Raw genomic sequence first — 17,066 nt, 5'->3', positions numbered from 1 at the left:
CGTAGCATCATAAAAATGGCCCGCTTAAAGCATCGAGTGGGCTTTTTTCAGCCCGGTATCCTCATCAGGATCGGCGCCCTGCGGGACCGGTGTCTCTTTGTCTTCTTCCCCCGACGTTTCACTGGTCTGTGGCTCGACCGGATCCGGTGCCGCTTCCGGCGGCGGCATGGTGTCATGGATGATCTGTTCATCGAAGGTTGGGTTCAGCGCCGGAGAAAGCGGGGAACTGGTCAGGCTGTCCGGCAGGGGAATATGCGGTAAGGGCGCATCCTGCACAAACTGCGATTCGTCCTGTTTTACCGTCCGACTGAAGCCTACCAGCAGCAGGCCGCAAAGCGAGAAGAAGGCATACAGAATATTGCCGCCCAGTGGCTCAATCAGCGAGCCGACCGCCAATGGGCCGATACTGGCACCGACGCCGAAGGCCATCAGCAAACAGGCGGCCAGGGATACGCGTCGTTCCGGTTCAATCAAATCGTTCGCCAGGGCGACCACCAGCGGATATAGCGTGAACTGCAGCATGCTGACGATAAAGCCCACCACCAGCAACACCGGAAAATCAATGTGCGGCACCAGCGCCAGCGGCAGGGCGGCGACGATCAATAAAATGGCGTTGATGCGCATCAGTAGTGTGCGGTTGTAGCGGTCTGACAGCCAACTAAGCGGGAACTGCGCTACCAGCCCGGCGAAGATGGCTATCGCCATAAACAAGCCGGTCTGCTGAGTAGTCAGCGATTGCAGGCTCGCGTATACCGGTGCCAGCCCATAGAAAGATCCCACCACCATGCCGATCACCAGCGTGGTGGCCAGCACCTTGGGAATGGCCCCGATAAAATAGCGCAGTTCCATTGGAGCCGGTGACATATGGCGTGCATTGGTGCGGGTGGTGAGGGCGATAGGTACCAGGCAGAGTGCAAAGCACAGGGCGATCACCAGCAGGGTGGTAATGCCGAGATTGCTTTGCAGCATTAACACCACCTGACCCAATGACATACCCAGATAGGTGGCCGCCATATAAAAGCCGAAAACCGTTCCGCGCTGATTGGATTCCGCCTGATCGTTCAGCCAGCTTTCCAGCACCATGAATTGACACATCATGCACATGCCGATAATCAGCCGCAGCACCACCCACACGGGAATATATTCCGTCAGGCCATGCCCCAACACCGCGGCGGTGATAATACCGGCGCAGGAAACGTAGGCGCGGATATGGCCGACGCGGGCAATCAGAAAATGACCGACTTTGCCGCCGATCACCAGACCGATGTAGTTGGCGGCGATAATGGCGCCGATCAGCGCACCGGTCACGTGGATAGAGGTTAAACGCAGGGAGACGTAAGTGGTGAGCAACCCTGAACCCAGCAGCATGAGCAGGGTGGTGGTATACAACGGAAAGAAGACGCCTAACGTTTTTTTCACTCTATCATCCTAATCTTTTATCCTGGTTTGCCCTGGGGCTGACCCTGCCGGTGGCAAAGGCAACCCGGTGAGATCCCTCGTGCAAAACACCGCCCGTTAACCCGGGCATTACATTCGATACTAGCAGTTTGGTTTGCCGCTTAACACCGCCTCGCCTGCGAAGCGCCGCGCATTTCTGTCATCACGCCGTCAGGCAAGCTTGATAAATGCTACTATCGGGCGCATATACCTGATTCGCTAAGGAGAGGTTATGAGTGAAAATCAACTGCGTAAACTCAGCAATGCGGTGGGCGAAAAACTGAAGGCCAACGGCCAGTGGATCACCTGCGCGGAGTCCTGCACTGGCGGCGGCATTGCCAAAGCCATCACCGACATTGCCGGGAGTTCTGCCTATTTCGACCGTGGCTTTGTCACCTACAGCAATACGGCGAAACATGAATTGTTGGGCGTGGCTGAAGCGACCCTGACAGCCCATGGCGCAGTGAGCGAAGAAGTGGTGCGCGAAATGGCTCAGGGGGCGTTACACGCCGCACGGGCCAGCTTGGCGCTGTCGGTGAGCGGCATTGCCGGACCCGACGGCGGGAGTACGGAAAAACCGGTGGGCACCGTTTGGTTTGGCTTTGCCGACCGCTCCGGAAGGGTAGTGACGCACAAGAAGCAATTTAGCGGCGATCGCGATGCAGTGCGGCTTCAGGCGACGATTTTTGCGCTGCAAACCGCGCTTGATGATTTTTTGTAAAATTAGGCTTGATACTGTATGACCATACAGTATAATTAGTGGCATTTCCTGCACAACATACAATCAGTGGCAGTGTGGGGTAACACCGACATTGCGTAACGAAGGAGCAAAAATGGCTATTGATGAGAACAAGCAAAAGGCGCTAGCTGCGGCACTGGGCCAGATTGAGAAACAGTTCGGCAAAGGCTCCATCATGCGTCTGGGTGAAGACCGTTCTATGGACGTAGAAACGATCTCCACCGGCTCACTGTCACTGGATATCGCACTGGGTGCGGGCGGCCTGCCAATGGGTCGTATCGTTGAGATTTATGGCCCGGAGTCTTCAGGTAAAACTACCCTGACGCTGCAGGTTATCGCTTCGGCACAGCGCCAGGGTAAAACCTGTGCGTTCATCGATGCCGAACACGCGCTGGATCCGATTTATGCGAAAAAGCTGGGTGTTGATATCGACAACCTGCTGTGTTCTCAGCCGGACACTGGTGAGCAAGCGCTGGAAATCTGTGATGCCTTAACCCGCTCTGGCGCGGTTGATGTGATCATCGTTGACTCCGTAGCGGCGTTGACGCCAAAAGCGGAAATCGAAGGTGAAATTGGTGACTCACATATGGGCCTGGCGGCACGTATGATGAGCCAGGCGATGCGTAAGCTGGCGGGTAACCTGAAAAACGCCAACACGCTGCTGATCTTCATCAACCAGATCCGTATGAAAATCGGTGTGATGTTCGGTAACCCGGAAACCACCACTGGCGGTAACGCACTGAAATTCTACGCTTCTGTTCGTCTGGATATCCGCCGTATCGGCGCGGTAAAAGAAGGTGATGAAGTGGTCGGCAGCGAAACCCGCGTAAAAGTGGTGAAAAACAAAATTGCTGCGCCGTTCAAGCAGGCCGAGTTCCAAATTCTGTACGGTGAAGGCATCAACAGCCGCGGTGAACTGGTTGATCTGGGCGTTAAGCACAAGATGATCGAGAAAGCCGGCGCCTGGTACAGCTACAACGGTGACAAAATCGGTCAGGGTAAGGCAAACGCCTGTAACTTCCTGAAAGAAAACCCGGCGGTGGCTGCTGAGTTGGATAAACGACTGCGTGAACTGCTGCTGCACAGCAACGGCGAACTGGTCGCTGCCACCAACGAAGGCTTCGATGATGAAGCTGAAACCAGCGAAGAGTTTTAATCGCTGCTGACGTTCGTGAGCACCATTGAGGGTTCACGAACGTTAATTAATCAGGCTTGAATAATGAATGATTTGCTAAGCCGCGCCATGCGCCTGCTGTCGCAACGCGATCATAGTGAAGCTGAACTGCGCCGCAAACTTGCGGCGCAGCCATTTATGGCGAAAGCCAGATTTGGCACCAAAACCCCCTCGTCCCCTGCTCCGCCCCCTGAAGAACCCATTGATCCTGCCGTTATCGAGCAGGTGATTGCCTATTGCTACCAGCATAACTGGCTGGACGATGAGCGCTTTGCCCGCAGCTACATCGGTAGCCGCAGCCGTAAAGGCTATGGTGCGCAGCGCATCCGCTCTGAACTGATGCAAAAAGGCGTGGATAAAGAGTTGACGCAGGCCGCGTTGGCGGACTGTGAGATTGACTGGTGTGAACAGGCCAAACAGGTGGCACAGCGTAAATTTGGCGACTCATTGCCTACGGACTGGAAAGAAAAAGCCAAAGTGCAGCGTTATCTGCTCTATCGTGGCTTTTTCCAGGAAGAAATTCAGTCAATTTTCCGTGATTTTGCGCAATGAACGCACACGGGGTTTTACTTCCCTCTGAAGAAAATTTATCTTATCCCCACTTTTTGTTCGTGAGTTAGATGCATCGTCAGGATGTCGCGTATCTTGCTCACGTGTCGTTATTCTAGCCTTTCCGGGAAAATTATGAGCAAGAGCACCGCTGAGATCCGTCAAGCGTTTCTCGATTTCTTTCATAGTAAGGGTCATCAGGTTGTAGCAAGCAGCTCCCTGGTGCCTGACAATGATCCGACATTGTTGTTTACCAATGCCGGCATGAACCAATTTAAAGATGTTTTCCTGGGGCTGGACAAGCGCGCCTATTCCCGAGCTACTACCTCACAGCGTTGCGTACGTGCGGGCGGCAAGCATAACGATCTGGAAAACGTCGGTTATACCGCACGTCACCACACCTTCTTCGAAATGCTGGGTAACTTCAGTTTCGGCGACTACTTCAAACACGATGCCATCGGCTACGCGTGGGAACTGTTGACTGGTGAAAACTGGTTTAACCTGCCGAAAGACCGGCTGTGGGTGACCGTCTATGAAACCGATGACGAAGCCTTCGACATCTGGCAGAAGCAAATTGGCGTACCGGCAGAGCGTATTATCCGCATTGGCGACAATAAAGGCGGCGCCTTTGCCTCTGACAACTTCTGGCAGATGGGTGATACAGGCCCATGTGGCCCGTGCACCGAGATTTTCTACGATCACGGCGATCATATCTGGGGTGGCCCGCCGGGCAGTCCGGAAGAAGACGGCGATCGCTACATTGAGATCTGGAACCTCGTATTCATGCAGTTCAACCGTCAATCCGACGGTACCATGCTGCCACTGCCAAAACCTTCGGTAGATACCGGTATGGGCCTGGAGCGTATTGCCGCAGTCTTGCAGCATGTGAACTCCAACTATGAAATCGATCTGTTCAGCAAGCTGATTACCGCGGTGGCCAAGGTGACCGGCGCCACAGATTTGGATAACAAATCCCTGCGCGTTATTGCCGACCATATCCGTTCTTGCGCCTTCCTGGTGTCAGACGGTGTGACACCGTCAAACGAAGGCCGTGGTTATGTACTGCGTCGAATCATCCGCCGCGCGGTTCGCCATGGCAACATGCTGGGCGCGAAAGACACCTTCTTCTACAAGCTGGTCGCTCCGCTAATCGAAGTGATGGGGCCGGCAGCCGATGAATTGAAGCGTCAGCAGTCACTGGTTGAGCAAGTGCTGAAAACCGAAGAAGATCAGTTTGCCCGTACCCTGGAGCGTGGTTTGACGCTGCTGGATGAAGAACTGGCCAACTTGCAGGGCGATACCCTTGATGGTGAAACTGCATTCCGACTGTATGACACCTATGGTTTCCCGGTCGATCTGACGGCAGACGTGTGTCGCGAACGTGGCCTGAAAGTGGATGAAGCCGGTTTCGAACAGGCAATGGAAGCCCAGCGCCGTCGTGCGCGTGAGTCCAGCGGTTTCGGTGCAGACTACAACAGCATGATCCGTGTTGATGGTGCCAGCCAATTCAACGGCTATGATCATGAACAACAGCAGTCCACCGTGACCGCGCTGTTCCGTGATGGTCAACCTGTGGACGAGATCCACGCCGGTGAAGAAGCCGTGGTGGTACTGGACGAGACCCCGTTCTACGGTGAGTCCGGTGGTCAGGTCGGCGATAAAGGCGTGCTGAAAGCCGCCGGCGCTGATTTTGTGGTAAGTGATACCCAGAAATACGGTCAGGCTATCGGCCATCAGGGCAAGTTGTCTCAGGGTTCGCTGAAAGTGAAGGACCGCGTTGATGCGCAAATCGACACTGTTCGCCGCAACCGCATTCGTCTGAACCACTCCGCGACCCACCTGCTGCACGCTGCACTGCGTCAGACGCTGGGCGAACACGTGGCGCAGAAAGGCTCGTTGGTTAACGATAAATACCTGCGTTTTGACTTCTCGCATTTTGAAGCGATGAAGCCGGAGCAAATTCGCATTGTGGAAGACTTGGTAAACCAGCAGATACGTCGTAACCTGCCGGTGCAAACCGAGGTCATGGCGTTAGATGATGCCAAAGAGAAGGGCGCTATGGCGCTGTTCGGTGAGAAGTACGACGACAACGTGCGCGTACTGACCATGGGCGACTTCTCGACCGAGCTGTGTGGCGGCACCCATGCCAGCCGTACCGGCGATATCGGTCTGTTCCGCATTCTGAGTGAGTCTGGCACCGCCGCCGGTATCCGCCGTATTGAAGCGGTAACCGGTGAAGGGGCGATTGCTACCTTGCATCAGCAAAACGATCTGTTACAGGACGTTGCTCATCTGGTTAAGGGTGACAGCAATAACCTGACTGACAAAGTGCGAGCGGTGCTCGATCGTACCCGTGCCTTGGAAAAAGAGCTGCAACAGTTGAAGGATCAGCAGGCGGCGCAAGAAAGCGCTTCATTGTCCAGCAAGGCGAAAATGGTTAACGGCGTACAGCTGTTGGTCAGCCAGTTGGATAACGTTGAGGCCAAAATGCTGCGAACCATGGTTGATGACCTGAAAAATCAACTGGGTTCTGCGATTATCGTGCTGGCCACCACGGCCGATGATAAGGTGAGCCTGATTGCCGGCGTGACCAAAGATTTGACCGACCGGGTGAAAGCCGGCGAGCTGATCGGTAACGTGGCGCAGCAGGTTGGCGGCAAAGGGGGCGGACGCCCTGATATGGCGCAGGCCGGGGGGACTGATGTCAGCGCCCTGCCAGCGGCATTAGACAGCGTAGAAGCTTGGGTAGCCTCGAAACTGTGAATATAAATAAATAGTACTTACAAACGCCATAACTCATTACTGATTATGGCGTTTTTAAACTGTGCTAACACAATTTGGTTACAATTACGGGAACAAAGTTTTTCAGGTCGGCTAAACTTATCATTATCTGAGGTGAGACCAAGTCTGCTTACATTTATTGTGGGTTACATGACTTACGTTTTCGCAGCATATGATGGATACTGACGGGGAAACTGAGAGACCCGACTCTTTTAATCTTTCAAGGAGCAAAGAATGTTAATTCTGACTCGTCGAGTTGGTGAAACCCTCATGATTGGCGATGAGGTCACTGTCACAGTGTTAGGGGTCAAAGGCAACCAGGTTCGTATTGGTGTGAATGCCCCTAAAGAGGTGTCAGTTCACCGCGAAGAAATCTATCAGCGCATTCAGGCCGAGAAGTCTCAACAGACGACTTTCTGATTTCGAAGCAGCGTCTCGTTGCTCAGCGAGACGCTACTGCGCTTTTTTGTGCCCGCCACCGACCTTTCCCAGACTTCCCTGCAAAATCTTTCTGCCGCTTCTTTCGCTTTGTTTGCTAATTCACTGTTATTGCCTGTTGATAAAACACTCTTTTTGACTTGAAATTACCCATGTTGAGCGTGAATTGTGCAAACACGCATGAGATGGGAAAAATTGTTTGACTTAAAAGTCGGAGAAAGTAATATGTGCGCCACGCAGTGCCGATGAGCTTCTCCAAAGCAAGTTAGGCACAATTCGCAAGAAGCGTATGGTGAGGTGGCCGAGAGGCTGAAGGCGCTCCCCTGCTAAGGGAGTATGCGGTCAAAAGCTGCATCCGGGGTTCGAATCCCCGCCTCACCGCCATTTGCATCCATAGCTCAGCTGGATAGAGTACTCGGCTACGAACCGAGCGGTCGGAGGTTCGAATCCTCCTGGATGCACCATATTTTGCAGTATGGTGGGGTAGTAACAACGTACCATACGGTATCAAAAAAGAATTCCTGTGCATCCATAGCTCAGCTGGATAGAGTACTCGGCTACGAACCGAGCGGTCGGAGGTTCGAATCCTCCTGGATGCACCATTCTTTCTGTCAAACTTGTTTCTTCAAGCAGACAAACCAAAAATAGTAATGCATCCATAGCTCAGCTGGATAGAGTACTCGGCTACGAACCGAGCGGTCGGAGGTTCGAATCCTCCTGGATGCACCATATTGAAAAGCACTTATCTCTAAGTCTTCGCTTTCAGATAGCTACGAACTGGAAGGTAGCACGAAGAAGGATAACGTTGCTCTAGCAACGGCCCGCAGGGCGAAGCGGTTACGCTGAGTAATCCTCCTGGATGCACCATCTAAGAAAAACCCGCCAAGGCGGGTTTTTCGCTTTCTGGCATTCGGCGATACGCTACTGTAATCCCACCATCTTTACTCTTGCGCACAGCACATTCCGCTATTACGCGATCAGCGACAACCTTCCGGCTTTACGCTAAAGTAGTTTTCTTTCCTCAACGATCATGGAGTAACGATGTACGACCGCTATCAGGGTCTTATTTTCGACATGGACGGCACCATTCTCGATACTGAGCCGACGCACCGTAAGGCGTGGCGTGAAGTGTTGTCCCGTTACGGTATGACGTTTGATGAGCCAGCGGTGATGGCGTTGAGCGGTTCTCCGACCTGGCGAATTGCCCAGGCGATTATTGCCAGCCATCAGGCCGATCTTGATCCTCACCATCTGGCTGCAGAGAAAACCCGTGCGGTAGAAGCAATGCTACTGGACAGTGTACAACCCTTACCATTGATCGAGGTGGTGAAAGCCTACCATGGCCGCCGCCCGATGGCAGTGGGTACCGGCAGTGAGCATCGTATGGCCGAAACTCTGCTGCGTCATCTGGGCCTGTTCCACTGCTTTGATGCGATCGTGGGTGCTGACGACGTGCAGCGTCACAAGCCGGAGCCGGACACCTTCCTGCGTTGCGCCGAACTGATTGGCGTACCGCCAGAGAAATGTGTGGTGTTTGAGGACGCAGATTTCGGCATCCAGGCGGCGAAAAGCGCCAATATGGCTGTGGTAGATGTCCGCACGCTGTGAGTAGTACGCTGGCCGTGATGTCGTTATTCGGCGGCAGCTTTCTCAGTGCGACGTTGTTGCCGGGAAATTCAGAAATTATTTTGGTCGCTTTGCTGACCAACAGTCGTGTCTCACCGGAATTGCTGGTGCTGGCCGCGACGTTGGGCAATACGCTTGGTGGGCTGACCAATGTCATTATCGGGCGCCTGTTACCGGCGTTGAAACCACAGCGAGGGCTGGATACAGCACTGGGGTGGATGCAACGCTTTGGCCCGGCTGCGCTGTTGCTCAGTTGGGTGCCGGTGGTGGGCGATTTGTTGTGCGTGTTGGCAGGCTGGCTGCGCATGCCCTGGGGCCCTGTCGCGCTGTTTCTGTGTATCGGAAAGGCGCTGCGTTACATCATTTTGACTATGATAACGTTACAGGGAATGGCCTGGTGGCATTAACGACGTGAATATAACTCAATATTCTCTCGGGTGCAGATTCAGTATGCTTACGAGTTCTTGTTTTTAGAAGCGGGAGGTCAATTTGATCCCGGACGTATCCCAGGCGCTTTCTTGGTTGGAAGCCCATCCCCATGCATTAAAAGGCATTCGTCGCGGCATTGAACGTGAAACGCTGCGTGTCACCGAAGACGGAAAGCTTGCAACAACCGGACATCCGGAGAAGTTGGGGGCGGCATTAACGCACCACTGGATAACCACAGACTTTGCCGAGGCGCTGTTAGAGTTTATTACGCCGGTTGACGACAACCTCGATCACCTGCTGACGTTTTTGCGTGATATTCATCGTCACGTAGCGCGCAATCTGGGCGAGGAGCGCATGTGGCCGCTCAGTATGCCGTGCTTTATTGAAGCCGAGCAGGACATTGAGTTGGCGCAGTTCGGCTCGTCGAATATTGGCCGCATGAAGACGTTGTACCGTGAGGGGTTGAAGAACCGCTACGGCGCGCTGATGCAGACCATTTCCGGCGTGCACTACAATTTCTCCCTGCCGCTGGAATTCTGGCAAGCATGGGCTGGTGTTAAAGATGCCGAAAGCGGTAAGGAGCAGATTTCAGCGGGCTACTTCCGTCTGATCCGTAACTATTATCGTTTTGGCTGGGTGATCCCGTATCTGTTCGGCGCATCGCCGGCGATCTGTTCTTCGTTCCTGAAAGGGCGTGAAACTGCGTTGCCGTTTGAGCGTACCGAACAGGGTATGTGCTATCTGCCGTATGCCACTTCACTACGGTTGAGTGATCTGGGTTACACCAATAAATCGCAAAGTAATCTGGGCATCACCTTCAACGATCTGCAAAGCTACGTTGAAGGCCTGAAACGGGCGATTGTCACGCCTTCAGAAGAGTTTGCCAAGTTAGGTGTGAAAGACGGTGATCGTCATCTGCAGTTGAACAGTAACGTACTGCAGATCGAAAACGAACTCTATGCGCCGATCCGGCCGAAGCGTGTGACTAAAAGCGGTGAGACACCGTCAGATGCGCTGCTACGGGGCGGTATCGAATACATTGAGGTTCGCTCGCTGGATATCAACCCGTTCTCGCCAATCGGCGTAGATGCGGTGCAGGCGCGTTTCCTGGACCTGTTCCTGGTGTGGTGTGTGCTGGCCGATGCGCCGGAGATGAGCAGCGATGAATTGCTGTGTACGCGTAAAAACTGGAACCGGGTGATCCTAGAAGGGCGTAAACCGGGTCAGACCATTGGCATCGGTTGTGATGACAGCCGTGAGCCGTTGGCAAAAGTAGGCAAAGCGCTGTTTGACGATTTGCGCCGCGTGGCGGAAGTGTTGGATAGTGAAGCCGGCGATCGTCAGTACCAGCAGGTGTGTGACGAACTGGTCGCGGCATTTGACGATCCGGAACTGACGTTCTCTGCCCGTATCCTGAAAGCGATGAAGGAAGAGGGGACCGGTCGTGTGGGCCTGCAACTGGCTGAGCAATACCGTCAGATGCTGATGGAAGAGCCGTTGGAAATCCTGACTGAAGCCGAACTGGCGAAGGAGCAGGAAGCCTCATGGCAGCGTCAACGCAACATAGAAGCCAGTGATACGCTAAGCTTTGAAGAGTTCCTGAAGCAACATGGCGGGAGCTGAAAAAGAAAAAGGCCACATCAATGTGGCCAAATATGCATCTCTGATGACAGGGATGATGATAACAAATGCGCGTCTTTCACATATTCAGACTCGCTGAGTTGGAAAAGGTTTCCTGGATAGATAAAAAAGTTTCGAAATAAATACACTTTTACGAGGAGGTAACGAAATGCCACTGCTGGATAGCTTCACAGTAGACCATACCCGCATGGCAGCCCCGGCTGTCCGCGTTGCGAAAACCATGAAAACTCCTCATGGCGATACCATCACCGTATTCGATCTGCGCTTCTGCCGTCCGAATCTGGAAGTGATGCCTGAACGCGGCATTCATACGCTGGAACACCTGTTTGCCGGCTTTATGCGTGACCATCTGAATGGCCAGGGCGTTGAGATTATCGATATCTCCCCAATGGGATGCCGTACCGGCTTCTACATGAGCCTGATTGGCGTGCCGGAAGAGCAGCGTGTTGCCGATGCCTGGAAAGCCGCGATGAGTGACGTGCTGAAAGTGACCGATCAGCGCAAAATTCCTGAGCTGAATGAGTTCCAGTGCGGTACTTACCACATGCACTCGCTGGAAGAAGCACAGGAAATCGCCAAGCACATTCTTGATCACGACGTGGTAGTGAACCACAACGAAGAGCTGGCGTTGCCGAAAGAGAAATTGCAGGAACTGCACATCTAGTTCGTCACCCGGCTACAGCGATAAAAAAAGACGCGATGTTCGCGTCTTTTTTCCTTTCTGGCGGGCGCTCAGTGTTGCTGGACGCTGGATTGCAGCGATTTTATTGGCGTGACCCGCACCTGTTTGATCATGTTGTCCTGCACGTCGAGGATATCAACGTCATAATGGCCTACCCGAACCCGGGTGCCAATCTCAGGGATCTCTTCCAGCTCTTCCAACAGCATGCCGTTAATGGTGCGTGCATCGGTGGCCGGCAGTGTCCAGTTGAATGCCTTGTTCAACTCGCGCACGTTGGCGGTGCCGTCGATCAGGACCGAGCCATCGCTCTGCGGATTGACCTCTTCCGCCAGCGTTGGCGACATCGAGGTAGTGAAATCACCGACAATCTCTTCCAGGATATCCTCGACCGTCACCAGCCCCTGAATATCACCGTATTCGTCCACCACGATGCTGACTTTCTCTTTGTTGCGCTGGAATTTTACCAGTTGGACGTTCAGCGGCGTGCCTTCCGGCACGTAGTAAATCTCATCGGCGGCGCGCAACAGGTTCTCTTTGTTGAACTCTTTTTTCTCGGTCATCAGGCGGTAGGCTTCACGCACCCGCAGCATACCGATGGCATCGTCCAGCGACCCGCGATACAGCACGATACGGCCGTGCGGTGAGTGGGTGAGCTGACGCATGATCGACTTCCAGTCATCGTTTACATCGATGCCGACGATCTCGTTGCGGGGCACCATGATGTCGTCAACCGTCACCTTCTCCAGATCCAGCACTGAAATCAACATGTCCTGATTGCGACGAGAAATCTGCGAGTGGGATTCATTCACGATAGTGCGCAGCTCGTCTTTGCTGACGGCGTCGCTGACGCGCACGTTGGTATGGATGCCAAACAGGCGCAAGACCAGCGTGGTGATGCCGTTGAGCAACCATACCAGCGGGAACATGACCTTCTGCAGCGGTGCCAGCAGAACGCTGCTGGGGAATGCGATGCGCTCTGGATAAAGTGCGGCGAAGGTTTTCGGCAGCACTTCGGCGAACAACAGCACGGCAAACGTCAGGATACCGGTGGCGATAGCTACGCCGAAATCGCCATACAGACGCATACCGACGATGGTTGCCAGCGCGGAGGCCAGAATGTTGACCAGGTTATTGCCGATCAGCACCAGGCCGATCAACCGATCCGGTTTTTGCAGCAGCTTCTCGACCCGGCGGGCAGAGCGGTTGCCCTGCTTGGAGAGATGACGGAGACGATAGCGGTTTAGCGTCATCATGCCGGTTTCGGATGCTGAAAAGTAAGCGGAAACCACGATCATAACCACCAGGACAATGATCAGGGTTCCTGTCGAAACGTGCTCCAACGCGGTATTCCTTATGTATGGAGAAAGATAGCCTGAGGGCTTAGCGAACCATCACTTGCTGGATCAGACGGCTGCCGAAGTAGGCCAGCGTCAGCAGAAAGGCGCCGGCAAAGCTGAACCACACGACACGGCGGCCACGCCAGCCTTCATGGTAATGGCCCCACAACAGAACGATATAGACAAACCATGCCATGATCGACAGGACGGCTTTGTGCACGTTTTCTTTGCTGAACAGGTTATCCATATACAGCAGGCCGGTGCACAACGTGAGCGTGAGCAGCACGACACCGATCTGGGTGATGTGGAACATTTTACGTTCGATGCTCATTAACGGCGGCATGTCGGCGCTGAACGACAGCTTTTTGTTTTTCAGCAGATAGTCCAGCCAGGCCAGTTGCAACGCATACAGCGCGGCAATAATCAGCGTGGCGTAGGAAAACAGCGCCAGGCCAATGTGCACCATCAGTTCCGGGCTGGCTTCCAAATGGGTAATAAATTCACCTGGCATAAAGCTGGCGAAGGCCAGATTGATCATCGCGAAGCTGTAAACAATGGGCAGCAGGAACCAACCGCGGTCACGTGAAGCAACGAAGGTCATGACCGAACAGATGATCAGGCTGACTATCGAGCCGATGTTCAGCAAGCTGAGGTTTTGCCCGGCGCTGACATCAAAAATACGTTGCTGCAGTGCGATGGCGTGGCAAACCAGCGCCAGCACTGCCGAGACGAGAGCAAGCCGACGGTATGCGCTATTCTTCCGCAACAAGCTGGGAATAATCAGTCCAAGGCTGAGCAGGTAGGCGATCAAAGCCACAATGGAGAAAACTGGCATAGCGTTTAATTTTGCTTCGGCGTGGTGAATGGGATTGTCAGTATAGCGTCGAGCGCGTCCCACTCCAACCGATCTCCAACGCTGAGGCAGAGATCCTCTTCGCTTCGTGTTATAATCGCCGCAATTATGTCGCCAGAGCGGCCTGTCATTACACGTTGAGCAAGAGACGATGTTTGAAAATTTAACCGATCGTTTGTCGCGCACCCTGCGCAATATCAGCGGCCGTGGGCGGCTGACCGAAGAAAATATCAAAGAAACCCTGCGTGAAGTGCGCATGGCATTGCTGGAAGCGGACGTTGCGCTACCGGTGGTGCGGGACTTTATCAACCGCGTAAAAGAGAGCGCGGTAGGTCATGAAGTCAACAAAAGCCTGACGCCGGGGCAAGAGTTCGTCAAAATCGTTAAGAACGAGCTGATTGCCGCGATGGGCGAAGTGAACACCGAGCTGAACCTGGCGGCGCAACCGCCGGCCGTGGTGCTGATGGCGGGCCTGCAGGGTGCCGGTAAAACCACCAGCGTCGCCAAGCTCGGCAAGTTCCTGAAAGAAAAACAGAAGAAAAAAGTGTTGGTGGTTTCTGCCGACGTTTATCGCCCTGCGGCGATCAAACAGTTGGAAACCTTGGCGGAGAGTGTCGGCATCGACTTTTTCCCGTCCGATGTTAAAGAAAAGCCGATCGATATCGTTAACCGTGCGCTGCAACAGGCCAAGCTGAAATTCTACGATGTTCTGATCGTCGATACCGCCGGCCGTTTGCACGTTGATGAAGCGATGATGGACGAGATCAAGCAGGTGCACGCGGCGATTAAGCCGGTGGAAACCCTGTTTGTGGTCGACGCCATGACCGGCCAGGATGCGGCCAACACCGCCAAGGCCTTTAACGAAGCGCTGCCGCTGACCGGTGTGGTGCTGACCAAAGTTGACGGTGATGCGCGCGGCGGTGCTGCGTTGTCCATCCGTCACATTACCGGCAAGCCGATCAAGTTCCTCGGTGTCGGCGAGAAAACCGAAGCGCTGGAGCCATTCCATCCGGACCGCGTAGCATCGCGCATTCTCGGCATGGGCGACGTGCTGTCGCTGATCGAGGATATCGAAAGCAAAGTTGACCGCGAACAGGCGGAAAAACTGGCTAACAAGCTGAAGAAGGGTGACGGTTTCGATCTGACCGACTTCCTGGAGCAGCTGAAGCAGATGCGTAACATGGGCGGCATGGCCAACATGCTGAGTAAACTGCCCGGTGCCGGCCAACTGCCGGACAATGTGAAATCGCAGATGGACGACAAGGTTTTGGTGCGTATGGAGGCGATGATCAATTCGATGACGCTGAAAGAGCGCGCTAAGCCGGAAATTATCAAAGGTTCGCGTAAGCGTCGTATTGCGGTAGGTTCCGGCATGCAGGTGCAGGATGTTAACCGTTTGTTAAAGCAGTTCGACGATATGCAACGCATGATGAAAAAGATGAAGAAAGGCGGAATGGCGAAGATGATGCGCGGCATGAAAGGTATGATGCCGCCGGGCTTCCCAGGCCGCTGACAGCCGCTTGCCCTCTGGGGTGAGCGCGTTTAAGCATTTGCCGTTCGCGGTGAAAACCGCCCGAAATATTACTGGCTATAAAAAGTAGTTGACGACGATCGACGCTTTCGATTGCTTTTTGCGCCAAAATGAGTAAAATTTTCGGGCTTTTTATATTGCAACCGGGCCCCGTTCCCTCAATGGGGCCCGGCTGTTTTATTAACTAAAGAGGATGTTATGGTAACAATTCGTTTGGCACGTGGCGGCGCAAAAAAGCGTCCGTTCTATCAAGTAGTAGTGACCGACAGCCGCAATGCTCGTGATGGTCGTTTCATCGAGCGCGTAGGCTTCTTCAACCCGATCGCATCTGGTCAGGCTGAAGCACTGCGTCTGGACCTGGACCGCATCGAACATTGGGTCGGCCTGGGTGCAACTGTTTCTGATCGCGTTCACGCGCTGATCAAAGACGCTAAGAAAGCAGCTTAATCTGTCGCGGTGGTGGCAATGAGCAAGCAACTCAAACCGGTAGCACCTAAGCAGCCGATTGTACTCGGTAAAATGGGGTCTACTTACGGCATCCGTGGTTGGCTCAGAGTATTTTCATCCACCGAGAACGCCGAAAGCATTTTTGACTATCAGCCGTGGTTTATCCAGCAGGCGGGTCAATGGCAGCTTGTCGAGTTGGAAGACTGGAAGCGCCACAGTCAGGACCTGATCATCAAAGTCAAAGGCGTTGACGATCGGGATGCTGCGAATCTACTGACCAATCGCGAGATCCTGGTGGATTCGGAACAACTTCCTGAGTTGGTGGGTGATGATTACTACTGGAAAGACCTTATGGGCTGCCAGGTAGTCACAACCACCGGCTACGAACTGGGTAAAGTCATCGATATGATGGAAACCGGTTCGAACGATGTGTTGGTTGTTAAAGCTAACCTGAAAGATGCATTCGGCATGAAGGAGCGGTTGGTCCCGTTTCTTCATGGGCAGGTTATCAAGAAAGTCGATCTCACTGCTCGCGTGATTGAAGCAGATTGGGATCCTGGTTTTTGACCTCCGAATTAAACGGTCGAAACAAGTGGAATGACAGTATGGGGATTGGCTTGTGTTCATTGGTATTGTAAGCCTGTTTCCTGAGATGTTCCGCGCGATCACCGATTACGGGGTGACTGGCCGGGCAGTAAAAAATGGCCTGCTGAGCGTGCAGTGTTGGAGTCCACGTGACTTCACCTACGACCGGCATCGTACCGTGGACGAGCGCCCTTATGGCGGCGGCCCGGGAATGTTGATGATGGTGCAACCCTTGCGGGAAGCCATTCATGCAGCAAAAGCAGCGGCAGGCGAGGGAGCAAAGGTGATTTATCTGTCACCTCAGGGGCGCAAGCTGGATCAAACCGGCGTGTGCGAACTGGCGGCCAACCCGAAGATGATTCTGGTGTGCGGTCGTTATGAAGGGGTAGACGAGCGCGTAATCCAAACCGAAATTGATGAAGAGTGGTCAATCGGCGATTACGTTCTCAGCGGCGGGGAACTGCCGGCAATGACCCTGATCGATTCAGTCGCCCGCTTTATACCGGGTGTGCTGGGCCATCAGGCTTCAGCAGAAGAGGATTCTTTTGCCGATGGATTGCTGGACTGCCCGCACTATACCCGTCCTGAGGTGTTGGAAGGGATGGAGGTTCCGCCAGTTCTACTGTCGGGCAACCATGCCGAGATACGTCGCTGGCGCTTAAAGCAGTCGCTGGGCCGTACCTGGCTTAGAAGACCTGAACTTCTGGAAAGCCTAGCTCTGACTGACGAGCAAGCGGTGTTGCTGGCTGAGTTCCAAAGGGAACATCAGACCAAGTAGCAGGACTATGAAGGGAACGTCTGAGCAATTGGCTCGACG

16 protein-coding genes and 4 tRNA genes are annotated in these 17,066 nt (G+C 53.9%); 17 read left to right on the top strand and 3 right to left on the bottom strand.

What is annotated here, in order from left to right:
• Nucleotides 1-24: 24 nt before the first annotated feature.
• Entirely contained in the window at nucleotides 25-1,419 is a 1,395-nt protein-coding gene (locus F8R23_RS13625; protein ID WP_112348055.1) for an MFS transporter, read from the bottom strand.
• A gap of 250 nt (nucleotides 1,420-1,669) precedes the next feature.
• Between F8R23_RS13625 and pncC the strand changes: the two genes are divergently transcribed.
• The 13 genes from pncC (at nucleotide 1,670) to luxS (ending at nucleotide 11,478) form a co-directional block, all read left to right on the top strand.
• Entirely contained in the window at nucleotides 1,670-2,158 is a 489-nt protein-coding gene (pncC, locus tag F8R23_RS13620; protein WP_112348056.1) for a nicotinamide-nucleotide amidase, read from the top strand.
• A 112-nt stretch (nucleotides 2,159-2,270) separates the two neighbouring features.
• Nucleotides 2,271-3,332, top strand: coding sequence for a recombinase RecA (gene recA / locus F8R23_RS13615; protein ID WP_085120306.1), 1,062 nt, complete (start codon nucleotides 2,271-2,273; stop codon nucleotides 3,330-3,332).
• A gap of 63 nt (nucleotides 3,333-3,395) precedes the next feature.
• Nucleotides 3,396-3,902, top strand: coding sequence for a recombination regulator RecX (gene recX, locus F8R23_RS13610; protein WP_129937875.1), 507 nt, complete (start codon nucleotides 3,396-3,398; stop codon nucleotides 3,900-3,902).
• A gap of 132 nt (nucleotides 3,903-4,034) precedes the next feature.
• Nucleotides 4,035-6,662 (top strand): alanine--tRNA ligase, encoded by a 2,628-nt coding sequence (alaS, locus tag F8R23_RS13605; RefSeq protein WP_129934308.1) that lies wholly within the window; start codon nucleotides 4,035-4,037, stop codon nucleotides 6,660-6,662.
• Between the two features lie 252 nt (nucleotides 6,663-6,914).
• Nucleotides 6,915-7,100, top strand: coding sequence for a carbon storage regulator CsrA (gene csrA / locus F8R23_RS13600; protein WP_004950328.1), 186 nt, complete (start codon nucleotides 6,915-6,917; stop codon nucleotides 7,098-7,100).
• Nucleotides 7,101-7,409: 309 nt separating this feature from the next.
• A tRNA-Ser gene (locus tag F8R23_RS13595) sits at nucleotides 7,410-7,502 on the top strand.
• 3 nt (nucleotides 7,503-7,505) lie between these two features.
• Nucleotides 7,506-7,582 (top strand) — tRNA-Arg (locus F8R23_RS13590).
• Nucleotides 7,583-7,643: 61 nt separating this feature from the next.
• A tRNA-Arg gene (locus tag F8R23_RS13585) sits at nucleotides 7,644-7,720 on the top strand.
• 50 nt (nucleotides 7,721-7,770) lie between these two features.
• Nucleotides 7,771-7,847 (top strand) — tRNA-Arg (locus F8R23_RS13580).
• 312 nt (nucleotides 7,848-8,159) lie between these two features.
• Entirely contained in the window at nucleotides 8,160-8,726 is a 567-nt protein-coding gene (gene yqaB, locus F8R23_RS13575) for a fructose-1-phosphate/6-phosphogluconate phosphatase (RefSeq protein WP_099062803.1), read from the top strand.
• Complete coding sequence (locus F8R23_RS13570; protein WP_012005293.1) at nucleotides 8,723-9,151, top strand: YqaA family protein; 429 nt, start codon at nucleotides 8,723-8,725, stop codon at nucleotides 9,149-9,151. Before yqaB ends, F8R23_RS13570 begins: the two co-directional genes overlap by 4 nt.
• 82 nt (nucleotides 9,152-9,233) lie before the next feature.
• Nucleotides 9,234-10,796 carry a glutamate--cysteine ligase gene (gshA, locus tag F8R23_RS13565; RefSeq protein WP_099062804.1) on the top strand — a complete coding sequence of 521 codons (1,563 nt, stop codon included), beginning with the start codon at nucleotides 9,234-9,236 and terminating at the stop codon, nucleotides 10,794-10,796.
• Between the two features lie 166 nt (nucleotides 10,797-10,962).
• A complete protein-coding gene (gene luxS, locus F8R23_RS13560; protein ID WP_004950350.1) occupies nucleotides 10,963-11,478 on the top strand; it encodes an S-ribosylhomocysteine lyase in 516 nt (171 codons plus the stop codon).
• 68 nt (nucleotides 11,479-11,546) lie between these two features.
• Here the strand turns inward: luxS and F8R23_RS13555 are convergent, their stop codons facing one another.
• Both F8R23_RS13555 and F8R23_RS13550 read right to left on the bottom strand, forming a co-directional pair.
• Entirely contained in the window at nucleotides 11,547-12,836 is a 1,290-nt protein-coding gene (locus F8R23_RS13555) for an HlyC/CorC family transporter (protein ID WP_146751347.1), read from the bottom strand.
• Nucleotides 12,837-12,876: 40 nt separating this feature from the next.
• Nucleotides 12,877-13,668: a cytochrome C assembly family protein gene (locus F8R23_RS13550; RefSeq protein ID WP_129934311.1), complete on the bottom strand. Its 792-nt coding sequence runs from the start codon at nucleotides 13,666-13,668 to the stop codon at nucleotides 12,877-12,879.
• Nucleotides 13,669-13,837: 169 nt separating this feature from the next.
• Here F8R23_RS13550 and ffh point away from each other — a divergent pair, with 169 nt between their 5' ends.
• The 4 genes from ffh (at nucleotide 13,838) to trmD (ending at nucleotide 17,027) form a co-directional block, all read left to right on the top strand.
• Nucleotides 13,838-15,199: a signal recognition particle protein gene (ffh, locus tag F8R23_RS13545; RefSeq protein ID WP_099062805.1), complete on the top strand. Its 1,362-nt coding sequence runs from the start codon at nucleotides 13,838-13,840 to the stop codon at nucleotides 15,197-15,199.
• A gap of 216 nt (nucleotides 15,200-15,415) precedes the next feature.
• Nucleotides 15,416-15,664, top strand: coding sequence for a 30S ribosomal protein S16 (rpsP, locus tag F8R23_RS13540; protein WP_004932501.1), 249 nt, complete (start codon nucleotides 15,416-15,418; stop codon nucleotides 15,662-15,664).
• A gap of 18 nt (nucleotides 15,665-15,682) precedes the next feature.
• Nucleotides 15,683-16,231, top strand: a complete 549-nt coding sequence (gene rimM, locus F8R23_RS13535; protein ID WP_099062806.1) for a ribosome maturation factor RimM — start codon at nucleotides 15,683-15,685, stop codon at nucleotides 16,229-16,231.
• 52 nt (nucleotides 16,232-16,283) lie between these two features.
• Nucleotides 16,284-17,027, top strand: a complete 744-nt coding sequence (trmD, locus tag F8R23_RS13530; protein ID WP_085120317.1) for a tRNA (guanosine(37)-N1)-methyltransferase TrmD — start codon at nucleotides 16,284-16,286, stop codon at nucleotides 17,025-17,027.
• The last annotated feature ends 39 nt before the right edge of the window (nucleotides 17,028-17,066 follow it).

Source organism: Serratia proteamaculans (assembly GCF_008830365.1).
Lineage (GTDB): Bacteria > Pseudomonadota > Gammaproteobacteria > Enterobacterales > Enterobacteriaceae > Serratia > Serratia proteamaculans.
This window is presented reverse-complemented; position numbering and strand designations above follow the sequence as displayed.

What these genes read in the sequence shown, in the direction of transcription:
- pncC (WP_112348056.1), top strand. Translation starts at nt 1,670, where the DNA reads ATGAGTGAAAATCAACTGCGTAAACTCAGCAATGCGGTGGGCGAAAAA.
- recA (WP_085120306.1), top strand. Translation starts at nt 2,271, where the DNA reads ATGGCTATTGATGAGAACAAGCAAAAGGCGCTAGCTGCGGCACTGGGC.
- recX (WP_129937875.1), top strand. Translation starts at nt 3,396, where the DNA reads ATGAATGATTTGCTAAGCCGCGCCATGCGCCTGCTGTCGCAACGCGAT.
- alaS (WP_129934308.1), top strand. Translation starts at nt 4,035, where the DNA reads ATGAGCAAGAGCACCGCTGAGATCCGTCAAGCGTTTCTCGATTTCTTT.
- csrA (WP_004950328.1), top strand. Translation starts at nt 6,915, where the DNA reads ATGTTAATTCTGACTCGTCGAGTTGGTGAAACCCTCATGATTGGCGAT.
- yqaB (WP_099062803.1), top strand. Translation starts at nt 8,160, where the DNA reads ATGTACGACCGCTATCAGGGTCTTATTTTCGACATGGACGGCACCATT.
- luxS (WP_004950350.1), top strand. Translation starts at nt 10,963, where the DNA reads ATGCCACTGCTGGATAGCTTCACAGTAGACCATACCCGCATGGCAGCC.
- F8R23_RS13550 (WP_129934311.1), bottom strand. Translation starts at nt 13,668, where the DNA reads ATGCCAGTTTTCTCCATTGTGGCTTTGATCGCCTACCTGCTCAGCCTT.
- ffh (WP_099062805.1), top strand. Translation starts at nt 13,838, where the DNA reads ATGTTTGAAAATTTAACCGATCGTTTGTCGCGCACCCTGCGCAATATC.
- rpsP (WP_004932501.1), top strand. Translation starts at nt 15,416, where the DNA reads ATGGTAACAATTCGTTTGGCACGTGGCGGCGCAAAAAAGCGTCCGTTC.
- rimM (WP_099062806.1), top strand. Translation starts at nt 15,683, where the DNA reads ATGAGCAAGCAACTCAAACCGGTAGCACCTAAGCAGCCGATTGTACTC.